Below are 20,804 nucleotides of genomic sequence, written 5' to 3'. Positions count from 1 at the left end.
GCCGGCCCCGGTCCGGAACGAGTCAGGCGGTCAGCGCCGGGGCCAGCCGGGCGAGCGTGCCGAGCAGGCCGGACTCCCCGGGGATCGGCTGCACCACCACGTGGTCGGCCCCGGCGTCCAGGTGCGCCCGCAGCACCGCCGCGGTCTGGTCCGCGTCGCCCTGCGCGACGAGGTCGTCGATCAGCGCGTCACTGCCGCCGTCGGCCAGGTCCAGCACCGTGTACCCCAACCGCTCCAGGTTGGCCGCGTAGTTGCGCATGCCCAGGTAGAACGACATGCCCCGGCGGGCCTCCTCCCGGGTCCGTGCGGGGTCGGAGCCCAGCACCAGCTTGTGCTCGGTGGCCAGCAGCGGTCCGTCGCCGAGCACGCCGCGCGCGAACCGCGTGTACGCCGGGGTGACCAGGTACGGGTGCGCGCCCGCCGCCCGTTCGGCGCTGAGGCCGAGCATCCTCGGGCCCAGTGCCGCCAGCACCCTCCGGTCGGCGGGTACGCCGCCGCGGTCCAGCACGTCCAGGTAGTCCCGCATCCCCTGGAGCGGGCGGACCGCCTCGGGGCCGTTGAGCTCCCGGTGCCCGGCCCCGATGCCCAGCAGGAACCGTCCCGGGTAGGCCGACTCCAGCCGTGTGAAGGAGTCGGCGACCTCCTCGGCGGAGGACGCCCAGATGTTGACGATCCCCGTGGCCACCGCCAGCCGCGACGTCGCCGCCAGGGCCGTGGCCACCGGCTCCAGGTCGGCCGGGGCGGAGCCGCCCAGCCACACGGCGCCGAACCCCAGGCGCTCGATCTCGGCGGCGACGTCCTCGTCGAGGTTCTGGTGGCTCAGCCAGACGCCGTACCTGCCCAGGTCGACCGGTGTCGCGTTCAGACCCATGGATACTCCTCGGTGAACTCGGTGATCCCCGTGCCCGTGGGGCGGTGCCGCCACCAACCTACGGCGGCGAGGCCCGGAGGTCGCGGATCGGCGCTCTCCCCGCCAGTCGGGGGCCGCGACGTATCCTGCGGGGGCGGGCCCCCACCCCGGAGGCCGCTTCTCCTCTGACCCCCTGGAGACGGCGAGATGAGCGTGCACCTGTTCCCGGCCGACGACCTCGACCTGGTCGTCACGGTCCAACAGGACTACGAGAGCGACACCCCCATGGACACCCACCACCTGACCCCGGGGGAGACCCGGACCTTCGGGCGCGGCGGTCGGGACCGGGACGTGGACATGAGGCTCGGAGCCGGAGACCGGGCCGTGCACCGGCACGCCGGAGAGATCACCTCCCACGGGGACCACTGGCGGATCAGCAACCTGAGCCCCAACAAGTCCTACATCGTGGAGAACACGGAGCGGTTGGCCGGGTACGTGCAGGTCCAGCCGAACACCCACGGCATGGTGGTGCCCTTCGAGACCTCCCGGGTGCGCGTCCCGGGAGCGACGGGGGAGCACAGCTTCCTGGTGATGGCCCCGGCCGCGTGCAGCGCCGTCCTCTCCCCGGAGTCCCCGGACATCGCCGAGGACGACTGGGCGGACTCCACCGGGGAGCGCACCGAGGCCAACAGCTTCCGTATGGACCGGTGGCACACCTACTACCGCGTCCTGGTCGCCCTCTGCGAACCCCGGCTGCGCGGCCTCACCCCGCCGGTACCGACCCAGAACCAGGTGGCCCAGCGCCTGGGTATCGGTACTGCGGCCGTGAACGCCCAGGTCAACTACCTGCTCAAGGACAAGTTCAAGGTCGAACTGGAGGGCGGGGGACAGGGGCAGGGATGGCGGTCCCAGGTCCTCATCGACAAGGCCCTCCACTTCGGGGTGGTCACCGAACGCGACCTGCGGCTCCTCGACGACGATCTCAGCGGGCCGAAGGCCCCGGCGTAGCGCCGCCGCCCCGGGAGCCGGAACGGCGGACGCACGCCCACGGGACGGCTCAGCCGGGATCGCGCCCCCGGCTCAGGTGCCGCTGCACCAGCACCACGATGATCAGGAACAGACCGCTGACCACCTCCTGGAACGCCGAGGTCAGGGAACCCACCGCGTTGATGACGTTCTGGATGACCCCCAGCAGCAGGACCCCCACCAGGGTGCTGCCGACGAACCCGTAGCCGCCGGTCAGCAGGGTGCCGCCGATCACCACCGCCGAGATCGCCTGGAGTTCGGTGCCGATCCCGAAGATCGTCACCCCCGATCCCAGCCACACCGCGTTCAGCGCCCCCGCCGTGCCCGCGCACAGACCGGAAAACGTGTACACGGCGATCCGGGTCCGCGCCACCGGCACGCCCATCAGCGCGGCGGTCCGCTCGTTGCCGCCCACCGCGTACACGTGCTGGCCGACGGTGGTCCGGCGCAGCACCAGGCCGCCGGCCACGAAGGCCCCCACCACGAGCAGGAACGGGTATCCCAGCACCCCGAACAGCTTCCCGTGCACCAGCGCCGAGAGCGCCAGCCCGTCCGGGACCAGGTAGGTGGTGTTGCCCTCCTCGGACACCGACAGCATCAGCCCCCACGCGCCGAGCATGGTCGCCAAAGTCGTGATGAACGGCGCCAGCCGAGCCCGGGCGATCAGCACCCCGTTGAGCAGCCCGATCAGACCGCACACCGCCAGCGGAACCGCCATCAGCGCCAGGCCCCCGTACTGCGAGGCCCACGCGGCCAGCACGCCGCCGAGCGCGAACACCGTGCCCACCGACAGGTCGATCCCGCCGGTGATGATCACGAACGTCATGCCGAGCGCGATGATCGCCAGGAACGACGCGCTCACGGCGATCCGGTTCAGGTTGCCCAGGGCCAGGAAGCCTTCCAGGCTCACCCCGGCCACCGCCACCACCAGCAACAGCACCACCAGTGCGCCGTGCCGGGCGGCCAGCTCACGCCAGGGCACGCCTGGAGCGGGCCCCCGGCCACCGGCGCGCGGCCCCGGTCCCCTCACGGTGGTACTCATGTCCTCCCCCGATCCCGGGCCAGGTAGACGGCGCCGATGATCACGGCCGTCTGCGCCATCTGCGTCCACGACGGCGGCAGGTCGTGCTTGATGAGCGTGGCCACGAGCAGCTGCATCAGCACCGCCCCGGCCACCGTCCCCGCGATCCGCACCCGCCCGCCGGTCAGCGGGGTACCGCCGACCACCACGGCGGTGATCGCCGACAGTTCGATCAGCACGCCCACCGAGTTCGGGTCGGCCGCCTGCAACCGGGCGGTCACCAGGACCCCGGCCACCGCCGCCAACGCGCCGCTCAGCGCGTACACGCCCAGCAGCACCCGGCGCACCGGCAGCCCGGAGAGCTCGGCCGCGCGCCGGTTGCCGCCCACCGCCACGAGGCGTCGGCCGAACACGCTCCGGCGCACCAGGAACGCCACCGCCGCCACGAGCAGAGCGGCGATCCACACCACGTAGGGCACGGCCAGGAACGACCCCGAACCCAGTTCCCTCAGGTCCGGGTTGCGCACGCCGTCCAGCTGCGGGAGCAGCACCAGGGCCAGCCCCCGCCCGCCGATCATCATCGCCAGGGTCACGATGATCGCCTGCACACCCGCGAAGGCCACCAGCACACCGTTGGCAGCCCCGGCCAGGGCGCCCACGCCCACCGCCACCAGCACGGCCACCAGCGGCCCGTACCCCAGGTACAGCGAGATCATCGCGGCGGACAGCGCCATCACCGAACCCACGCTGAGGTCGATGCCGCCGGTCGCGATCACCAACGCCATGCCAAGAGCGACGATCAGCACCGGGGCGACCTGCACGGCCTGCGTGCGGAAGTTCTCGAAGGACAGGAAGTTCGGTGTGAACACCACGTTGAACAACACGACCAGAGCCACGCCCACGTACACGCCGTAGTCCCGCATCCACAGGAGGAGCTGTTCGCGGTCCACCCTGGGGCGCCCGCGCAGGGAGACGGTCACCGCTCCTCACCGCCCCGCGCGATCGCGGCCAGCAGGGAGTCCTCGGTGACCTCGTCACCGACCAGCTCACCCACCACCGCTCCGTCCCTGAGCACCACCACCCGGTCGGCGCCCTCCACCAGTTCCTCCAGGTCCGAGGAGACCAGCAGCACGCCCAGGCCCTCCTCGGCCAGTTCGTCCACCAACCTCTGCACCTCCGCCTTGGCGCCCACGTCGATCCCGCGCGTGGGCTCGTCGAGCAGCAGCACTCTGGGGTTCAGCGCCAGCCACCGGGCCAGCAGCACCTTCTGCTGGTTGCCGCCGGACAGCTCCTCCACCTTCTGGTGCGGGCCCACCGCCTTGATCCGCAGGCGCTCCATGAACCGCTCCACCACCCGGTCGATCGCCCGCTCGGACACCAGCCCGAACCGGCTCAGGCCCGGCATGGCCGCGAGCGCGATGTTCTCCCGGATCGACAGGCCCGGCACGACGCCCTCGTGCTTGCGGTCCTCCGGCAGGAGACTCACCCCCGCCCGGATGGCCGCAGCCGTGGACCCCGTCCGCAACGGGACGCCCACCACCGACACACGGCCCGCGTCCAACGGCAGCGCGCCCGCGATCGCCTTCGCGGTCTCGGTGCGCCCCGACCCCAGCAGTCCGCCGAGCCCCACGACCTCGCCCGGCCGGACCGTCAACGACACCCCGTGCAGCCGGTGCCGGGCGCTCAGCCCCTCGGCCTCCAGCGCGGGGGTCCCCGACCACGCCTCCCGGTCGCCGGAGAACGTGGTGGCGCCCTCGCTCCGCACCCGCTCCATGTCCCGGCCCAGCATCAGCGAGACCAGCCGCAGCCGCTCCAACCCGGCCATCGCGCCCCGGTGCACCAGGCGGCCGTCCCGCAGCACCGTCACCCGGTCGCACACCCGGTACAGCTCGTCCAGGCGGTGGCTCACGTAGACCACCGCCACACCGTCCTCGCGGAGGCGTTCGATCGCTCCGAACAGCGTCTCCACCTCGCGCGGCTCCAGCGACGACGTGGGCTCGTCCATGATCACCACGCGGGCCCGCGCCGACACCGCCCGGGCCAGCGCCACCATCTGCCGGGCGCCCATGGACAGGGTCCCCAGCGGACGGCGCACGTCCACGTCCACGCCGTAGACCCCGAGCGTCCGGGCGGCCTCGCGGTGCATGCGCGCGAAATCGATCAGCCCGAACCGCCTCGGCTCGCGCCCCAGGTACAGGTTGCGGGCCACGCTCAGCAGCGGCAGGAGGTCGACCTCCTGGTAGATCGTGGCGATCCCGTCCCGTTGGGCGTGCAGGGGAGTGGCGAACCGGGTGGGCTCCCCGTGGTGGCGCAGCTCGCCCCCGTCGGGCTGGTACACCCCCGTCAGCACCTTGATCAGGGTGGACTTTCCCGCGCCGTTCTCGCCGACGAGCGCGTGCACCTCGCCGGGAAGCAGCTCGAAGTCCACCCCGTCCAACGCCAGGACGCCCGGGAACCGCTTGGTCAGCCCGCGGGTGTCCAGGACCGGAACGGTCACCGTCCCACCCCCTCCGCTCGCGGGGGCGCCCCGCCCGGGGCGCGACCGGAACCCCTAGTAGGCATGGGGCAGCTCCTCCTCGGCGTTGTCCGCGTCGTACTCGCGGTCGGTGATGATCAGCTGCGTGCCGACGTCCTCACCGGCGCCGAAGGCCGCGGCCGCCTCGAAGGCCAGCGGGCCGAAGCGCGGGTTCGACTCCACGACAGCCGCGATCCACCCGTCGACGATGTACTCCACCGCCGCCTGGGTGCCGTCCACGGTCACGATCCCGACGTCGCCGGGCGCCTTGCCCGCGCCGTTGAGCGCGGTGACCGCCCCGATGCCCATCTCGTCGTTCTGCGCGTAGATCCCGGAGATGTCGGGCTGCGACTGGATGAGCTGCTCGGTCACCGACTGGCCGCCCTCGCGGGTGAAGTCGCCGGACTGCTGGAAGACGATCTCGATCCCGGGGGCCTCGGCCTCGATCCGCTCCAGGAAGCCACTGGTGCGGTCGGTGGTCACGTTGTTGCCGGGCGCGCCCAGCAGGATGGCCACCTCGCCCTCGCCGCCCAGCACGTCGATCATCTGGTCGGCGGCGCGACGCCCCTGCTCCACGAAGTCGGACCCGATGAAGGTCACGTAGTCCTCGCAGGCGGTGCCGTTGATGGGCCGGTCGATGGTGAGGATCGGGATCGCGCCGGCGCGCGCCTGGTCCAGGACGGGCTTCCAGCCGTCGGAGTTGAGCGGCGCGATGATCAGCACCTCCGCGCCCTGGGACATGAGGTCCTGGACGTCGCTGATCTGCTGCGAGAAGTCGGACTGGGCGTTGGAGGTGATGAGTTCGACGCCCCGGTCCGCGGCCTCGTCCTTGATGGACTGCGTCTCGGTGATGCGGAAGGGGTTGGACTCGGCCTCGGACTGGGAGAAGCCGACCTTCTTGTCCGTGAGATCGAAGGGCTCGATCCCGTGGTCCTGAGCGTTGCAGGTCTCGCCGCCGCTGGCCGCCTCGTCCAGGACCTGGGCCTGGCCCTCGGTGTCCCCGGCGGCGGCGTTCCCCGCCGCGACGTCGTCCTCGCCCCGGGCGCAGCCGGTGGCCGCCAGGGTCAGGGCCGCGCCCACTGCGGCGGTGGCCAGCAGGACCCGACGGGGTCGGGAGAGCGCTCCCGCACCGGTGTGGTGGGTGTGGTGTTCGATCATGTCCGGTCTCCGCCCGGGTTGAGGGGAAGCCGACTGGGGGAGCCGGCGCAGGGGTGCGGGAGGGGCGGGGCGCCGGGTCGGGGGCGCCCCGCTGAGGGATGTGGTCAGTCACGGGATCCGAGGGTCACCGGGGGCGACGGCTCAGGGTGACCAGGGCGTCTCCACGGACCACGAGGTGTCGTGGTCGTAGTGCTCGGCGGTGTCGTGGTCCTCGCCGACGGTGCCCGCTCCGGACAGCCAGAGCTCGGAGTCGTGGTGGCGCAGGTACCGGTCCGGGTAGTTGTAGGAGCGCAGCGAGATCCCCTCGCCGCTCAGTCCGGGCACGGCGCACCAGGTGGCGTCCTGGTCGAACAGGCCGGAGCCGTCCGCGGGCTCCCGGCTCACCCGCGACGCCTTGTGCCGCAGGTACTCGCCCGGATGGTCCACCGACTCCAGCGTCAGGCACTGGTCGTCGGCCAGGCCGGGCACGAACCGCCAGGTGGCGGCGGACCTGTCGGTCTCGGAGCTGTCACCGTCCACCGGGGCGGTGACGCCGAGCCCGCCCTCGTGGGCCAGGTAGCGGTCCTCGTGGCCGGGGGTGGTGACCCGCAGCGACAGGTTCTCCTCCACGGGCACGTCCGCGACCCCGCCGACCGGCTCCCCGGACAGCAGCTGCTCGTGCGCCCCGGCGACGACCTCGGGGTCGACCTTGAGCACCCGGCGGTCGTAGGTCCAGAACCCGTTGAGCTCGGTCTCCACGTCGGTGATCTCGGTGTAGACCGCCGCAGACAGACCGTGGGTGCGCTCCAGCCGCTGCACGCCCGCCATCAGGCCGACGTAGCGGGTGGCCAGGGAGTGGCCGTCACTGATGTCCTCGTAGCCGAAGCCGTCGCCGGGGCTCCACTCGTGGCCCTCCACCGGGAGGTTGTAGCCGCCGAACTCGCCCAGCACCGAGATTCGCTCGTCCTCCGCGGGCGCGGGATCACCGGGGCCGACGTAGATGTGGGAGTCGACGATGTCGCCGTTGCCGGTGTCGTGCCAGCCGGAGGCGCCGGTGACCAGGCGCGAGGGGTCGGACGCCTTGACCTCGTCGGTGAGGCGGGCGTCGTCGTCGTACTGGCCCCAGCCCTCGTTGAACACGATCCAGTTCACGATGGACGGGAAGCTGCGGTGCTCGTCCACCAGGGCGTGCAGCTCGGACTCGAACTGGTCGCGCCCCGCCTGGCTCGGGTCGCCCGACATCGACGGCATGTCCTGCATGACCATCACGCCGAGCCGGTCGGCCCAGTAGTACCAGCGGTCCGGCTCCACCTTCACGTGCTTGCGGATGGTGTTGAAGCCGAGTTCCTTGTGCGACTCGATGTCGAAGCGCAGGGCCTCGTCGGTGGGTGCGGTGGAGATGCCGTCCGGCCAGTAGCCCTGGTCGAGCGTGCCCACCTGGAACACGTACTCGCCGTTGAGGAGCGGGCGCAGGACCCCGTCCACCTCACCGGTCTCGATGGAGCGCATCCCGGTGTAGCCCGCGACCTCGTCGCGGACCTCGCCTCCTTCGCCGGAGGTGAGGGTGACGTCCACGTCGTACAGGTAGGGGTCGTCCGGGCTCCAGAGGCGGGCGTCCGGGACCGGAACGGTGATGGCGGAGTCAGGGGCACCGGTGGCCGAGCCGACCTCGGCGCCCTCGTCGTCCAGGACGGTGACGGTGGCCGTGGCGTCCTCGGCGCCGGTCGCGTTCACCACCACCTCGACCTGTTCACCGGGCACGTCCGGGGTGATGTCCAGCCGGGTGACGTGGGCCTCGGAGACCGGTTCCATCCACACCGTCTGCCAAATGCCGGTGAAGGTCGTGTACCAGATGCCGCCGGGTTCCAGCCGTTGCTTGCCGACGGGCTGCTCACCCTCGTCGCTGGGGTCGTGGACCCCGACGACGACCTCGTTCTCACCCTCCTGGAGGGCGTCGGTGACGTCGAAGGAGAACTTGTCGAACCCGCCCTTGTGGGAGCCGACGGAAGTGCCGTTCACCCACACCTCGGAGTCCCAGTCCACGGCGCCGAAGTGGAGCAGGACGCGGTCGCCGTCCCAGGAGTCCGGGACCTCCATGGTGCGGCGGTACCAGAGGCGGTCGTGGTGCTCCTCCACGCCGGACAGCGCGGACTCCACCGGGTAGGGGACCAGGATCTCGCCGTCCAGGTCGGTGCCGAAGGGCGGTGCCTCGCCGTCCTCGGCCGGGGCCCACTGCCAGAGGCCGTTGAGGTTCTCCCAGTCCTCTCGCACCATCTGCGGGCGCGGGTACTCGGGCAGGGCGTTGTCCGGGGAGACCTCCGAGGTCCAGGGGGTCTCCAGGCGGGGCTCGTCCGACGCTGCGGCCGGGAGCGCGGTCAGCGCCGAAGCGGTCAGGAACGCGGCCAGAACGGGGGCGGCCGCGCGGACGGTCGTCCGGCGGGCGGGACTCGGGGACAGGGACGCGGGGGGTTGACGTCTCATGGGGGTTCTCCGTGTCGAGTGGTGCGGGAGGACCTGCACGAGGCAGTGCCACCCCCGCTTTTACAACGTGGGAAACCTGACTTAGCCAAGATGACAGCACGATCAAGGAGTCCTGTCCAGACCCTGAAAGGAAACCCGCTGGACATCTGGGGAAACCTCAGGGCCCGACACAGGGGGGAAACCAGCCCGTCAGCAACGCTGGGCAGAGAACGCACCCGTGTTGTATAACGATGTAAAACTCAACGGCCCTGGGTACAGCGGCCCGGAAGGGGAAGCGAGTGGGCATCAGCCTGAAGGACGTCGCGCTACGGGCGGGGGTGTCGGTCAAGACCGTGTCGAACGTCGTCAACGGCTACCGGCACGTCACCCCCGAGACCCGCCAGCGCGTCCAGCGGGTCATCGACGAACTCGGATACCGCCCCAACCTCACCGCCCGCCACCTGCGCAAGGGCAGGACCGGGATGATCGCCCTCGCCCTGCCCGAACTCGGCAACCCCTACTTCGCCGAACTCGCCGACGCCGTCATCGAGTACGCGGGCGGGCTCGACTACATCGTGCTGCTCGACCACACGGGCGGCCGCCGCGACCAGGAGGTCCTCTTCGCCCAGGGCCTGCGGGCCCGGGTGATCGACGGTCTGATCCTCAGTCCCATCGAACTGGAGAACGAGGACCTGCTCGCCCGTGAGAGCGAGGCGCCCCTGGTCCTGCTCGGCGAGCGCGAGTACGACGCCCCCCACGACCACGTCGCCATCGACAACGTCGCCGCCGCCCGCACCGCGGCCGCCCACCTGGTGGAGATCGGCCGGGAGCGGATCGCCTTCCTCGGCGCCCGGCACGGACGGGCGCGCCAGACCGCCCACCTGCGCCTCCAGGGCTGGCGCGAGGTGATGACCGAGCACGGGCGGCCCACCGGCGACGAGTTCGTCGCGGTCACCGACGGCTACGCCCGCGAGGACGGCGCCCAGGCGATGGCCCGCCTCCTGGACTCGGGCGTCCGCCCGGACGCGGTGTTCTGCTACAACGACCTCGTGGCCATAGGGGCCATGCGCACCCTCACTGAACGCGGCCTGCGCATCCCCGAGGACGTGGCAGTGGTGGGCTTCGACGACATCGAGGACGGCAGGTACGGCGCCACCACCCTGACCACCGTGGCCCCGCACAAGAGGGCCATCGCCCGTGCCGCCACGGACGCGCTCCTGGAGCGGCTGGCCGACGCGGACCGGGCGATAGCGCCCAGGCGCGTGCAGCCGGGCTTCGCCCTCGTGCCCCGGGAGAGCACCGTGGGAAAGCCCTGAGAACCCGACGGAACCGCCCACACGCGCCCTGGGATCCCGCTGGTTTCTCCCGGTGAGGGATGCTCCGCCCACCAGGGATGACACACTGTGCGCGCCAGTTCGAGTGTTCCCCGCGCTCAGCGGGGATGGTGGCTTCGCCAGCATCCCCGCCTCCGGACTCACACCGGGCGCAGGTACGCGGCGGCCCCGGCACGCACGTGGCGGGTGACCTCGTCGAGCAGGGGCGAACGCAGGTTCCACCGCTGCCAGTACAGGCGGACCTCCACGGGCCTGCCGGGCGCCAACGGCACCAGCCTCCCGGACGCCAGGGCCTCGGCGCACTGCTGCTCGGGGACCACCCCCCAACCCCAACCCAGCAGCACCGCGCGGGCGAAGTCCTCCGAGGCCGGAACGTAGTGGGTCGGCCCCCGGGACCCCTCACCGGTGAGATCGCGCAGGAAGCGGTCCTGGAGGTCGTCCTTGCGGTCGAAGTTCACCATCGGCGCGTCCGGTAGGCGCGCGGGATCGGTGGCGTCGTACCGTTCCGCGAAGCCAGGGGTGCACACTGCCTGGTAGTTGAGCCCCCCCAGGGGCTCCACGGAGCAACCCTGGACCGCCTCGGGGGTGGAGGTCACCGCCGCCATGACCGCGCCCGACCTCAGCAGGCCCGTGGTGTGCTCCTCGTCCTCGCGGTGGAGCTCGAAGACGGCCCCCGACTCCGTCGGGAGCGCCTCCAGGAACCAGGTGGACAGGCTGTCGGCGTTCACGGCCAACGGCACCCGGGTGCGGCCGCCCTCGTGGCCCGCGGCCCTGAGTTCGGAGCGCACCTCCTGGTCCAGCAGAAGCACCTGCCTGGCGTGACGCAGCACCGCGTCGCCCGCCTCGGTCGGCAGGACCGGGTTGGTGCGGCGGACCAGGACCTGACCGGCGGCCTGCTCCATGGCCCGGACCCGTTGGGACACGGCCGAGGAGGTCACGTGCAGCCGTCGCGCGGCCGCCTCGAAGGTGCCCTCCTCGACGAGGGCGGTCAGGGTGCGCAGATGGTCGAACTGAAAGGGCACCGTACGCTCCTGTCATAAGCATCTCTAAGGGGATCTGAGAAAGTTTAGCTTTACTGCACGGGCTCCTTCCTGGAGGCTTGTCCCGTGAACGAAACCCTTCTCCCCGCACTGATGGGCCTGGGCACCGGACTGGCGCTCATCGTGGCCATCGGTGCCCAGAACGCGTACCTGCTCCGCCTCGGCATCGACGGCAGGCTGTCCTCGGTGCTGGCCGTGGTGCTGGTCTGCGCGGTATCGGACGCCCTGCTCATCACCGCCGGTGTCGTGGGCATCGGTGGCCTGGTCGAGGCGATGCCCACGGCCATGGTGGTCATCCGCCTGCTCGGCGCAGGCTTCCTCATCGTCTACGGACTGTTCGCGGCCCACCGTGCCCTGCGACCGGGGCGGGCCGAGGTCCTGGTCCCCACGGAGAGTGAACCCGCCCAGCCCACTCAGGGTGCGGGGGTCGCGCTGGCGACGACCCGCTCCACCGGAACCGGAGCGGCGGTGGTCACCGCCCTCGCCCTCACCTGGCTGAACCCGCACGTGTACCTGGACACCGTGTTGTTCCTCGGTTCGGTCGCCAGCCAGCAGGTCGGCGAGGCTCGCTGGTGGTGGGCGGGCGGTGCGGTCACCGGAAGCTTCGTGTGGTTCTTCGCCCTGGGCTTCGGTGCCCGGCTGCTCCGCCCGGTCTTCGCGAAGCCCGGAGCCTGGCGGGTGCTCGACGGCATCATCGCCGTCGTCATGCTCACCCTGGGCCTCCGCCTTGCCCTGGGCGGCTGACCCGAAGATCGGTAGCCTGCTCTGGTGAGCGGGAGAGAGGCCCCTGTGTGGGTTCCCTTTGGGGTGTTTGTCTTCGGAGTCTGTTTCTCGACAAGTTGTAGATTTCGCTGGTTCCGCGCTCTGGAACCGCAGGTCAACGAGTGTGCTCCCCGCGCATGCGGGGATGGGTCCCTGATCGGCATCTATCAGCGTCTGTCTGCGGAGTGCTCCCCGCGCATGCGGGGATGGGTCCGAGCAGGTGAACGAACACGGGATCTCCTTACGGTGCTCCCCGCGCATGCGGGGATGGGTCCAGCGTTGGCACCCTGGCCGACAACCCCGCCGAGTGCTCCCCGCGCATGCGGGGATGGGTCCATGGCGCCGGACACCGTGCCGAACAGGGATGCGTGCTCCCCGCGCACGCGGGGATGGGTCTAGGTCGGGGGAGTGGGTCACTCCGTCGCTCGGGGCAGGCTGGTGCGGCTGCTCGGCGAGCTGGACTCTGCGCCCGAATCCCGCGCAGCTCGACGCGCTCGACCGGCTGGCGTAGTACTAAGAATCTACGTAGTAAAGGTGGGGGAGCGCCCCGTCAGGAGAGCGCTCCCCGGTACTCAGGATCCTTGGTAGGTGGCGTGGTCGAAGTCGGCGTGACAACCCGTGCCGGTCAGGTCCTGGACCCACAGACCCAGGAACGCGCCCGTGAAGCCCCAGATGGTCGCCGTCTCACCGTCGCTCTCTGCGGCGTAGTCGTCGGACAGGATGCTGGCGTCCAGGACCCCGCCGACGGGCGTCCAGTCCTGGCCATCGGGGGAGAGGGCGAACCGCAGTGCGGCTCCGTCGATCTCCGCGCGCAGGTGAAACCGCTCCCAGCCCCGCACGTCGACCCGGTCCCCGGACTCGCACACCCGTCCCCGGTCGGAGCTGAGCACACCGGCGAACAGCCCGTCCCGCTCGTCGAAGCCGACGCGCAGGTAGTGCCACTGCCGCATGTTGTAGTACGCCGTCAGTCCGGCCATCCGCTGGAAGGTGTCGGTGGAGAACTCCATCACCGTCTCCAGCACGCACCGTTCGTGCTGCACCCGTCGGGCCACCAGGCTGGGCGCGCGGGTCCCGGAGGGGGACTGCCCGCCCTGCACACGCAGGTGTCCGGGACGCTCGGTCAGCGAGACCCACTCCTCGTCCACGTGGCGCCGCAGCGTGCTCCACTCCGGGCGCAGCACCGGCGCGTCGAAGTCGTCCCTCTCGGGCACCTCCGGCCACGGGTGCGGCTCCAAGTCGGGCCCCTCGACCTCCACGTGCGGCACCCCGTCACAAATTCGGGGCCAGCCGTCCACCCAGTCCACCCGTTGCAGGGCGGTCTCGCGTCCGCGCACGCAGCGGCCGCGTTCGGTGAGCGGCCGTGAGGCCAGGTGCGCCAGGAACCACTCGCCCGACGGCGTGCTGACCAGGCTCCCGTGCCCGGCCTTCTGCAGGGGCAGCGAGGGGTGTTCCCGTGAGGACAGCATGGGCCCGGCCGGGTCCACCTTGTAGGGCCCGGTGACGCTCCTGGACCGAGCCACCGTCACCTGGTGGTCCCACTGCGTCCCGCCCTCGGCGGTCACCAGGTAGTACCACCCGTTCTCGCGGTACAGGTGCGGCGCTTCGGTCACCCGGGCCGAGGTGCCCTCGAAGACCACCGTCGGCTCGCCCAGGAGGCGCATCCACTCGGTGTCCAGCTCCTGGAGCACGATCCCCGCGAAGGCGTGGTGCCCGGGCCTCCAGTCCATCAGGCTGGTGACCACCCAGCTCCGGCCGTCCTCGTCGTGGAACAGGGACGGGTCGAATCCCATGGAGTGGATCGGCGCGGGGTCGCTCCACGGGCCGTCGAGGGTGGGCGAGGTGGTCACGTAGTTGGGCGTGTCCCAAAAGCCCCCGGCGTAGTTCTCCACGTCGGTGAAGATCAGGTGGAACACTCCGTCCTTGCGGGACAGGCAGGGCGCCCACACGCCCGCCCCGTCGCGGTGCCCGGTCAGGTCGAGAAGGCGGTCCTCGTTGAGGACGCCGCCGAGGGGGCGCCAGTGGACCAGGTCCCGGGAGTGGTGCAGCAGCACTCCCGGGCTCCACTCGAAGGTCGAGGTCGCCAGGTAGTAGTCCTCGCCGACCCTCAGGATCGACGGGTCGGGGTGGAACCCGGGCAGGACCGGGTTGTGGATGGTCGCGGTCATCACGGCCTTTCGAGGAGGGGGTGGGGTCCTACTTGCCGAAACCGGCGGCGAGACCGCCCAGGAGGTGTCTGCGGCCGAACAGGTACAGGGCCAGGATCGGGATGGTGGAGAGCACCACCGCGGCCATCAGGCCGGGCACGTCGGTTCCGTACTGGGTCTGGAACGCCCAGAGTCCGAGGGGCAGGACCCGGTTGGACTCGCTCTGGGTGAGCACCAGCGGGAAGATGAAGTTGTTCCAGGCGTTGAGGCCGACGAAGATCGCCACCGTCACCACGCCGGGCCGTGACAGGGGCAGGACCAGGCGGAGGAACACCTGCCAGGTCGCGGCCCCGTCCAGCGCCATCGCTTCGTACAGTTCGCCGGGCACGTCCCGCAGGGAGCTGGTGAGCACGACGATGGAGATCGGCAGCGTGAACGCGGCGGTCGGCAGGATGATCGCGGGCAGGCTGTCGTACAGGTGCAGTCGGGTGATGATCAGGTAGATCGGGATGATCACCGCCTGGGCCGGTACCGCCAGCCCCAGGAGGAACAGGGTGAAGCTGATCCGGACCGCCCGGCTGCGTCCGCGCACGATCGCGAACGCCGCCGGTACCGCCACCAGCAGCACCAGGAGGATCGCCCCCGCGGCCACGATCAGGCTGTTGGCGAGGAATCCGAGGAACCCGACCTCGAAGACGTTGCGGTAGTTGTCCAGGGTGAGTGACTCGGGCAGGGACAGCGGGCCCCGTGACAGGTAGTCACCGGGTCCGCGCAGGCTCGTGGCGACCAGGTAGTACAGGGGGACGCACACGACCAGCAGCCAGAGGGCGGCCCCGGCCCCGGCGGCGTACGCCGGTCTGCTTCGGGAGGCCATGTCACATCCCCTCTCTCTGGCTGGTCATCCGGGAGTAGCCGGTCGCCCGGACCACCGCCAGCGACAGCCCCGTTCCCAGGACCACAAGCAACACCGCGATGGCGCTCGCGTAGCCCATCTCGAAGGCGACGAAGCCCTGGTTGTACATGTGGAGCGGCAGGATGCGGGTGGCGTTGCCCGGGCCGCCGGCGGTCAGCAGCAGGACCGTCTCGAAGTACGTCATGGACCCGACGAGCATCAGCACCGACGACGCGATGATCGTGTGCCGCAGCTGCGGCACGGTCACGCGCAGGAAGCGCTGGAGGGCGGAGGCCCCGTCCAGTTCGGCCGCCTCATGGAGCGAACGCGGTATCTGCCGGGCGGCCGCCTGGTACAGGAGCATGTGGAACGGCAGGAACTGCCAGAGCAGGATGAAGACGATCGCGTACAGCGCCAGTGTCGGATCGCCGAGCACGTTGCTGTGGCTGAGTTCGAACCACTCGCGGACCTGGGAGGGGATGCCGAAGCTCGGGTCGAGCAGCGCCTTCCACACCAGGGCGATGGCCGCGGTGGACAGCAGCAGCGGCAGGAAGAAGACCGCGCTCACCACCGCTCGGACGCGCTGCGGGCCGGCCGCCCACACTCCGAACGCCAGGGCCAGCGGGGTCTGGGTCGCCCAGCACAGGGCGGTCAGGGTCAGGGTGATCGTGAGGCCGCCGCGCACCCGGCCGTCGTTGGTGAGCGCGGACCAGTTGGCCAGGCCCACCCACTCGGGAGAGCCGATCCCGCTCCACGAGGTCAGGCTGAGGTATCCCACGATGACCACGGGGGCCAGGCCGAACAGGCCGAAGAACAGCAGGGCCGGGGCGACCCAGAGGAGCCCGGGCCGTTCCGTGGCGGAGTTCCTCACCGCTGTTGCTCCATGTCCTCGGCGAACTCCTCGGGGGTGATGTCGCCGATGAAGAGCAGTTGGAGATTGGTCAGCATGGCCTCGGCCGCCGCCGGGGCCAGCGCCTGGTCCCAGGACTGGGTGAAGGTGGGCGCACCCGAGACGAGTTGGTGCGTGAAGGTGGCGAACTCGGCGTGGTCGCTCTCCTGGAGCTGGTCCTCGATGCCCTCGACAGCGGGGACCTGACCTGCCCTGATGAGCTCGTCGACGTACTCCTCGGAAGCCATGGTCTCGACGAGGAAGTCGGTCGCCGCTTCGGCGTGCTGGCTGTCGCTGTTGACGGAGAAGTAGTTGCTGGGGTTGCCGACGATCGCGTCGGGGTCTCCCGCTCCGCCCTCCACGACGGGGAAGGAGGTGAAGCCGAGCTCGTCGTTCTCCACGAACCCGGGGTTGTTGTCCATCTGCTGGGCGATGTCCCAGCTGCCCATCAGGAACATCGCGGACTCGCCGGTGGCCAGGAGCGCGGAGGCGCTGCCGTTGTCGTAGTCGATGGAGGTGAAGTTGGCGCCGAAGGCCCCGCGGTCGACCAGGTCCTGGCAGGTCGCCAGGGCCTCCAGGACGGCGGGGTGCCGCCAGGCGTCCTCCTCCTCGTCGACGACGGCCTGGAACACGTCCGGGCCGCCGATCCGGTCCACCAGGTAGGAGAACCACATCAGCTGGGTCCAGCCCTGGGCGCCGGGAAGGACGATCGGGGTGACACCGTCCGCCTGGAGGACCTCGATCGCCTCGTGCAGGTCGTCGAGGGTCCGCGGGGGCTGGAGGCCGGCCGCCTCCAGGACGGGCTTGTTGTAGTACATGACGACGGGCTGGACGCCGAGGAGGGGCACGCCGTAGTAGGCGCCGTCGATGGCGGCCACGTCCAGGACGCTCGGCAGGAAGGCGTCGCGGAACCCGGGGTTGTCGTCCAGGGTCGGGGTGAGGTCGAGGACCTGGCCCTGGTCGGTGTACTGGGCGAGGTTGCCGCCGCCCCAGTTGAAGAACACGTCGGGTGCGTTGGGGGAGCCGAGCGCCACCTGGAGGCGCTGCTTGTAGGCGTCGTTGACGAAGGTGACCAGTTCGGCGGGCACGTCGTGGGACGCGTTGTGCGCCTCGATGCCCCGTTCGACGATCTCGTTGACCGCCGCGTCCTCCAGGGCCCAGACCTGTAGGGCGTCACCGCCTCCGGGGCCGGAGGTGCCGCAGCCGGTGGCGAGGAGGGAGAGGGCCAGAGCGGTACTGCCGATCACACGTGTCCGGTGGGTGCGACTCATGGCGTGTACACCGTTCTTCCGTTGTTCCGGGGGGAGCCGCAAGCTGCCGAAAAGTTTCCGATAGCTTTCGGGAAGCACGACGCTAAGTTCTCCCTGTGTCCCCGTCAAGGGGAGTTCTCGTTGCGAGGAGGTTTCGGTGTGCGTCCTCGAAAACTTTCGGGATACAATCCAGCGCAGCGAACCGAGGGAACCCGGTCCCCGACGACGAGGAGGCACATGGCGAAGCGTCGCCCCACCCTGGCCGAGATCGCTGGTGAGGCGGGGGTGTCCGTCTCGACCGTCTCCAAGGTGATCAACGGCCATCTCGACGTCGCGGCCGAGACCCGGCGACAGGTGGAACGGCTCCTGGAACACCACCGCTACCAGCAGCGCCGCCACCGTAAGCGCCGCCCGGTCGGTCTGATCGACCTCGTCTTCCTGGACCTCGGCAGCCCCTGGGCCATGGAGATCCTCACCGGGGTCGAGGAGGTCACGCACGACGCCGGTTTCGGGGTCGTGGTCTCCGCCGTGCACGACCGCAAGCGCAGCAGGCCCGGCCGCAAGTGGCTCGACAACATCCAGGCCCGGCGTTCGGACGGCGTGGTCCTGGTGCTGTCCGAGCTCTCCTCCCAGCAGCAGGAACAGCTGGACGCGCTGGGCGTGCCCGTGGTGCTCGTCGACCCGGTCGGCGACCCCGCGCGGGAGATCCCGGCGGTGGGCGCCGCCAACTGGGACGGGGGGTTGACCGCCACCGAACACCTCATCGGCCTCGGCCACCGGCGCGTCGCCATGCTCGCCGGGCCAGCCGACGTCATGTGCAGTCGGGCCCGGGTCGACGGGTACCGCAGCGCCATGCGGGACGCCGGGCTCCCGGTGCCCGACGGCTACGTCTCCCACGGGGACTTCCTGGCGGGGACCGGCAAGGACCTCACCGAGGTCCTGCTCGACCTGCCCGAACCGCCGACCGCGATCTTCGCGGGATCGGACCAGATGGCCCGGGGCGCCTACGAGGTCCTGTACAAGCGGGGCCTGCGTGTGCCCGACGACGTCTCGGTGGTGGGGTTCGACGACCTCCCGGAGGCCAGGTGGGCGACCCCGCCGCTGACCACCGTCCGGCAGCCGTTGCGGGACATGGCGCAGATGGCCACCCGGATGCTGTTCGACCTGGTCAACGGCAACGAGCCCGAGACCACGCGGGTGGAACTGGCCACTCGTCTGGTCCGACGCGACAGTACGGCCCCGCCCAAGGAGTGAGCTGGGGGAGTGCTCTCACGGCTCTCGGCGCGGGGAGCGCGGGGGCGGGTCCCCGGGGACGGGGGAGGGGGCTCCCGGGGGAGGGAGTGCCCCGGGAACCCTCGGGCCGACCGGATCGCGAACGGTCGGTCCCGTTCTCGGAGCCGGTGGGCGTCAGCGCGCCCACACGGCAGGCCCGGTTACCAGCTGGACTTGGTGACCCCGGGCAGTTCGCCGCGGTGGGCCATCTCCCGGAACCTGATCCGTGACAGTCCGAACTTCCTCAGGTGCGCGCGGGGGCGGCCGTCGACGGCGTCCCGGTTGCGGACCCGGGTCGCGCTGGCGTCGCGCGGCTGGCGGCGCAGCTCGGCGACGGCGCTCGCGCGCTCGGCCTCGCCGGTGTGCGGGCTCTTGATCAGGCGTTTGAGTTCGGACCGCCGCTCTGCGTGGCGGGCGACGATCTCCTTGCGCTGTTCGTTGCGGGCGATCTTGCTCTTCTTGGCCATCAGACCCTGCCTCCCCGGGCGCGGATCTCGGCGACCACGCGTTCGATGCCTCGGGCGTCGATGACCCGCATGCCCTTGACGCTCAGCCGCAGCTTCACGAAGCGCTGTTCGCTGGGCAGCCAGTAGCGCTTGTTCTGGATGTTGGGGTCGAAGCGACGCCTGGTGCGGCGGTGGGAGTGCGAGATGGCGTTGCCGAAGCTGGGTGCCCTTCCGGTCACCTGGCAGACACGGGACACGGTGGTCTCCTCCTGGTCGTCGGTCGTCTTCCGGCCCTTCGCTCCGGGCCGGTCCTGTTCGGTCCGGTGGGGCGGTCAGTCCCGCCTGGTCGTGGACGGGTACGGCAGCAGGGCCATCTCCCGCGCGTTCTTGACCGCCGCCGCGATCAGGCGTTGCTGGCGCGCGGTCACGCGGGTGACCCGTCGGCTGCGGATCTTGCCCTTCTCCGAGATGAACTTGCGGAGCAGGTTGGTGTCCTTGTAGTCGACGTGGTCCGCGTCGCCCAGCGGGTTGGCGAAGCGTCGCGTCGCGCCTCGTGGGTCGGGGCGTCGGGTCCTCTGTGGCACGGGTCCTCCTCCGGTGGTGGGGTCATCGGGGCGTCGGAACGCTGCGGCTGGTCAGAGCGCGTCGGCGAAGGGGTCCGCGGCCAGGGGGCGCCCGGCCTCCTCGTCGGTGAGCAGGCAGGAGTCGAGGAGCTCCACGAGCCGCGCGGCGTCGAGGTCGACCCCGGTGAAGGCCAGGTGCTGTCGGCGGTCGCCCACCACCGGGTCCCAGTCCAGGTCCGCCGAGGCGCGACGGGTCTCGGAGACCAGGTCGAGGGCGGCCCCGGGCAGGGCGTCCAGCCAGGGGCCGGCGCTCTCCAGCACCAGGGAGTCGTTGTAGTTGTCCCAGGCCAGTAGCGTGTCGGGCCTGCTGGCCAGCCAGATCCGGCCGCGTCCGCGCAGTCCGGTGGAGACGATCCGCTCCAGGGACTCGTGCAGTCGGACGGGGTGCAGCGGTCGTTTGCGGGTCCACACCACGGTGCTGACCCTGTCGTCGGACAGGTCCCAGTACTGGGCCCAGGCCGGGTTGAGCCGGTTGGCGGCGGCGTCGGGGAGGAAGCGTCCCTCGGTGAGGGCGACCAGGCCGCCGCCGGGCGGGACCACCAGAGCCGCGGGGTTCAGGTGCGCGACGAGGGAGCGGGCCTCGTTCCGGTGGTGTTCTCCGTGGAGGGTGACCACCGTGGGGTACTCGATCTGGTGGGAGAGGACCTCCGCGACGGAGCGCCGGTCCTCGGAGACGACGGTCAGGGAACGGTCGGAGAGGTCGTCGACACTGGACAGGTCCGGGAGGAGGCGCTCGGCGTCCACGGCGGTGACCACGGCGGCCAGTCGCAGATCCTCGTGGGCGGCGACGGCCTCGGCCACGGAGCGGGGTTCCACCGCGTCCCAGGTCTCCACCACGCACAGGCTGTGCTCGCCGCGTTCAGCCAGGTCCAGTAGGACGGGGAGGAGGTCCTCGCGCAGGGCGCAGGTGGCGCAGGGGTGGTCGAGGTCGAGGTGTGCGCGGTCGAGGACACCCCATCTGCTGCGGGTGACCCGGAGGACGATCCCCTCGCCGATACCGTCCATGTCGTGGTGGAGGGCGATGGAGCCGGGTACGGCGGTGATGAGGTCGTCGACGGTGCTGCGGCGGGCCAGCCGGTGCAGGCCGGAGACCACGACGACGGGCAGGGGTGTCGCTACGGTCATCGGAGTGGACCTCCCTAG

General features: G+C 71.0%; 19 protein-coding genes and 1 CRISPR repeat array. Of the genes, 4 read left to right on the top strand and 15 right to left on the bottom strand.

All coding sequences use genetic code 11. From position 1 onward, the window contains the following. Nucleotides 1-22 precede the first annotated feature (22 nt). Nucleotides 23-871 (bottom strand): LLM class F420-dependent oxidoreductase, encoded by an 849-nt coding sequence (locus BDW27_RS04190; RefSeq protein ID WP_110048301.1) that lies wholly within the window; start codon nucleotides 869-871, stop codon nucleotides 23-25. Between the two features lie 186 nt (nucleotides 872-1,057). On the opposite strand from BDW27_RS04190, the gene BDW27_RS04185 reads away from it, so the two are divergent. Further along, a complete protein-coding gene (locus BDW27_RS04185; protein WP_110048300.1) occupies nucleotides 1,058-1,858 on the top strand; it encodes a winged helix-turn-helix domain-containing protein in 801 nt (266 codons plus the stop codon). 49 nt (nucleotides 1,859-1,907) lie between these two features. Here the strand turns inward: BDW27_RS04185 and BDW27_RS04180 are convergent, their stop codons facing one another. The 5 genes from BDW27_RS04180 to BDW27_RS04160 all read right to left on the bottom strand — a co-directional run bounded on the left by BDW27_RS04180 (nucleotide 1,908) and on the right by BDW27_RS04160 (nucleotide 9,030). After that, nucleotides 1,908-2,918, bottom strand: a complete 1,011-nt coding sequence (locus BDW27_RS04180; protein ID WP_233515630.1) for an ABC transporter permease — start codon at nucleotides 2,916-2,918, stop codon at nucleotides 1,908-1,910. Then, complete coding sequence (locus tag BDW27_RS04175; protein ID WP_199560534.1) at nucleotides 2,915-3,877, bottom strand: ABC transporter permease; 963 nt, start codon at nucleotides 3,875-3,877, stop codon at nucleotides 2,915-2,917. Before BDW27_RS04175 ends, BDW27_RS04180 begins: the two co-directional genes overlap by 4 nt. Next, nucleotides 3,874-5,394 carry a sugar ABC transporter ATP-binding protein gene (locus tag BDW27_RS04170; RefSeq protein WP_110048298.1) on the bottom strand — a complete coding sequence of 507 codons (1,521 nt, stop codon included), beginning with the start codon at nucleotides 5,392-5,394 and terminating at the stop codon, nucleotides 3,874-3,876. The genes BDW27_RS04175 and BDW27_RS04170 overlap by 4 nt, the downstream gene beginning before the upstream one ends. Nucleotides 5,395-5,448: 54 nt before the next feature. Then, on the bottom strand, nucleotides 5,449-6,570 hold the full coding sequence (locus BDW27_RS04165; RefSeq protein WP_199560533.1) for an ABC transporter substrate-binding protein: 1,122 nt from the start codon (nucleotides 6,568-6,570) through the stop codon (nucleotides 5,449-5,451). Between the two features lie 141 nt (nucleotides 6,571-6,711). Further along, nucleotides 6,712-9,030 (bottom strand): AbfB domain-containing protein, encoded by a 2,319-nt coding sequence (locus BDW27_RS04160; RefSeq protein ID WP_110048297.1) that lies wholly within the window; start codon nucleotides 9,028-9,030, stop codon nucleotides 6,712-6,714. 248 nt (nucleotides 9,031-9,278) lie between these two features. Between BDW27_RS04160 and BDW27_RS04155 the strand changes: the two genes are divergently transcribed. Continuing rightward, a complete protein-coding gene (locus tag BDW27_RS04155) occupies nucleotides 9,279-10,325 on the top strand; it encodes a LacI family DNA-binding transcriptional regulator (RefSeq protein WP_110048296.1) in 1,047 nt (348 codons plus the stop codon). 158 nt (nucleotides 10,326-10,483) lie between these two features. Here the strand turns inward: BDW27_RS04155 and BDW27_RS04150 are convergent, their stop codons facing one another. Continuing rightward, nucleotides 10,484-11,365: a LysR family transcriptional regulator ArgP gene (locus tag BDW27_RS04150; protein ID WP_110048295.1), complete on the bottom strand. Its 882-nt coding sequence runs from the start codon at nucleotides 11,363-11,365 to the stop codon at nucleotides 10,484-10,486. A gap of 84 nt (nucleotides 11,366-11,449) precedes the next feature. On the opposite strand from BDW27_RS04150, the gene BDW27_RS04145 reads away from it, so the two are divergent. Then, nucleotides 11,450-12,127 (top strand): LysE/ArgO family amino acid transporter, encoded by a 678-nt coding sequence (locus BDW27_RS04145; RefSeq protein WP_110048294.1) that lies wholly within the window; start codon nucleotides 11,450-11,452, stop codon nucleotides 12,125-12,127. 142 nt (nucleotides 12,128-12,269) lie between these two features. Then, nucleotides 12,270-12,542: direct repeats of the CRISPR family, unit length 29 nt; unit sequence GTGCTCCCCGCGCATGCGGGGATGGGTCC. A 175-nt stretch (nucleotides 12,543-12,717) separates the two neighbouring features. On the opposite strand, the gene BDW27_RS04140 is transcribed toward BDW27_RS04145, so the two are convergent. Genes BDW27_RS04140 through BDW27_RS04125 form a run of 4 tightly spaced genes read right to left on the bottom strand, consistent with a single transcriptional unit; the run spans nucleotide 12,718 to nucleotide 17,341 of the window. Next, nucleotides 12,718-14,310 (bottom strand): glycoside hydrolase family 43 protein, encoded by a 1,593-nt coding sequence (locus BDW27_RS04140; protein WP_110048293.1) that lies wholly within the window; start codon nucleotides 14,308-14,310, stop codon nucleotides 12,718-12,720. A 28-nt stretch (nucleotides 14,311-14,338) separates the two neighbouring features. Continuing rightward, nucleotides 14,339-15,163: a carbohydrate ABC transporter permease gene (locus BDW27_RS04135; protein WP_017545322.1), complete on the bottom strand. Its 825-nt coding sequence runs from the start codon at nucleotides 15,161-15,163 to the stop codon at nucleotides 14,339-14,341. A gap of 1 nt (nucleotide 15,164) precedes the next feature. Beyond that, entirely contained in the window at nucleotides 15,165-16,052 is an 888-nt protein-coding gene (locus BDW27_RS04130; RefSeq protein ID WP_017545323.1) for a carbohydrate ABC transporter permease, read from the bottom strand. Then, nucleotides 16,049-17,341, bottom strand: coding sequence for an ABC transporter substrate-binding protein (locus BDW27_RS04125; protein WP_110048292.1), 1,293 nt, complete (start codon nucleotides 17,339-17,341; stop codon nucleotides 16,049-16,051). Before BDW27_RS04125 ends, BDW27_RS04130 begins: the two co-directional genes overlap by 4 nt. Before the next feature lie 216 nt (nucleotides 17,342-17,557). On the opposite strand from BDW27_RS04125, the gene BDW27_RS04120 reads away from it, so the two are divergent. Next, nucleotides 17,558-18,574 (top strand): LacI family DNA-binding transcriptional regulator, encoded by a 1,017-nt coding sequence (locus BDW27_RS04120; protein WP_110048291.1) that lies wholly within the window; start codon nucleotides 17,558-17,560, stop codon nucleotides 18,572-18,574. A 179-nt stretch (nucleotides 18,575-18,753) separates the two neighbouring features. Here BDW27_RS04120 and rpsN read toward each other — a convergent pair whose 3' ends face one another. From rpsN to BDW27_RS04100, 4 genes are all read right to left on the bottom strand, one after another. Next, nucleotides 18,754-19,059 (bottom strand): 30S ribosomal protein S14, encoded by a 306-nt coding sequence (gene rpsN, locus BDW27_RS04115; RefSeq protein ID WP_049579603.1) that lies wholly within the window; start codon nucleotides 19,057-19,059, stop codon nucleotides 18,754-18,756. After that, the gene (rpmB, locus tag BDW27_RS04110) at nucleotides 19,059-19,295 is read right to left on the bottom strand and encodes a 50S ribosomal protein L28 (RefSeq protein WP_017545327.1); all 237 of its coding nucleotides are present in this window, start codon (nucleotides 19,293-19,295) and stop codon (nucleotides 19,059-19,061) included. The genes rpsN and rpmB overlap by 1 nt, the downstream gene beginning before the upstream one ends. A 75-nt stretch (nucleotides 19,296-19,370) precedes the next feature. After that, the gene (gene rpsR / locus BDW27_RS04105; protein WP_017545328.1) at nucleotides 19,371-19,622 is read right to left on the bottom strand and encodes a 30S ribosomal protein S18; all 252 of its coding nucleotides are present in this window, start codon (nucleotides 19,620-19,622) and stop codon (nucleotides 19,371-19,373) included. A gap of 51 nt (nucleotides 19,623-19,673) precedes the next feature. Beyond that, a complete protein-coding gene (locus BDW27_RS04100) occupies nucleotides 19,674-20,786 on the bottom strand; it encodes a GTP-binding protein (RefSeq protein ID WP_199560532.1) in 1,113 nt (370 codons plus the stop codon). Between the last annotated feature and the right edge of the window lie 18 nt (nucleotides 20,787-20,804).

Source organism: Nocardiopsis sp. L17-MgMaSL7 (genome assembly GCF_003182025.1).
Lineage (GTDB): Bacteria > Actinomycetota > Actinomycetes > Streptosporangiales > Streptosporangiaceae > Nocardiopsis > Nocardiopsis prasina.
This window is presented reverse-complemented; position numbering and strand designations above follow the sequence as displayed.

Excerpts from the sequence above, each read along its gene's own strand:
- BDW27_RS04190 (WP_110048301.1), bottom strand. The coding sequence starts at position 871 with ATGGGTCTGAACGCGACACCGGTCGACCTGGGCAGGTACGGCGTCTGG.
- BDW27_RS04185 (WP_110048300.1), top strand. The coding sequence starts at position 1,058 with ATGAGCGTGCACCTGTTCCCGGCCGACGACCTCGACCTGGTCGTCACG.
- BDW27_RS04180 (WP_233515630.1), bottom strand. The coding sequence starts at position 2,918 with ATGAGTACCACCGTGAGGGGACCGGGGCCGCGCGCCGGTGGCCGGGGG.
- BDW27_RS04165 (WP_199560533.1), bottom strand. The coding sequence starts at position 6,570 with ATGATCGAACACCACACCCACCACACCGGTGCGGGAGCGCTCTCCCGA.
- BDW27_RS04160 (WP_110048297.1), bottom strand. The coding sequence starts at position 9,030 with ATGAGACGTCAACCCCCCGCGTCCCTGTCCCCGAGTCCCGCCCGCCGG.
- BDW27_RS04140 (WP_110048293.1), bottom strand. The coding sequence starts at position 14,310 with ATGACCGCGACCATCCACAACCCGGTCCTGCCCGGGTTCCACCCCGAC.
- BDW27_RS04135 (WP_017545322.1), bottom strand. The coding sequence starts at position 15,163 with ATGGCCTCCCGAAGCAGACCGGCGTACGCCGCCGGGGCCGGGGCCGCC.
- BDW27_RS04125 (WP_110048292.1), bottom strand. The coding sequence starts at position 17,341 with ATGAGTCGCACCCACCGGACACGTGTGATCGGCAGTACCGCTCTGGCC.
- BDW27_RS04120 (WP_110048291.1), top strand. The coding sequence starts at position 17,558 with ATGGCGAAGCGTCGCCCCACCCTGGCCGAGATCGCTGGTGAGGCGGGG.
- rpsN (WP_049579603.1), bottom strand. The coding sequence starts at position 19,059 with ATGGCCAAGAAGAGCAAGATCGCCCGCAACGAACAGCGCAAGGAGATC.
- BDW27_RS04100 (WP_199560532.1), bottom strand. The coding sequence starts at position 20,786 with ATGACCGTAGCGACACCCCTGCCCGTCGTCGTGGTCTCCGGCCTGCAC.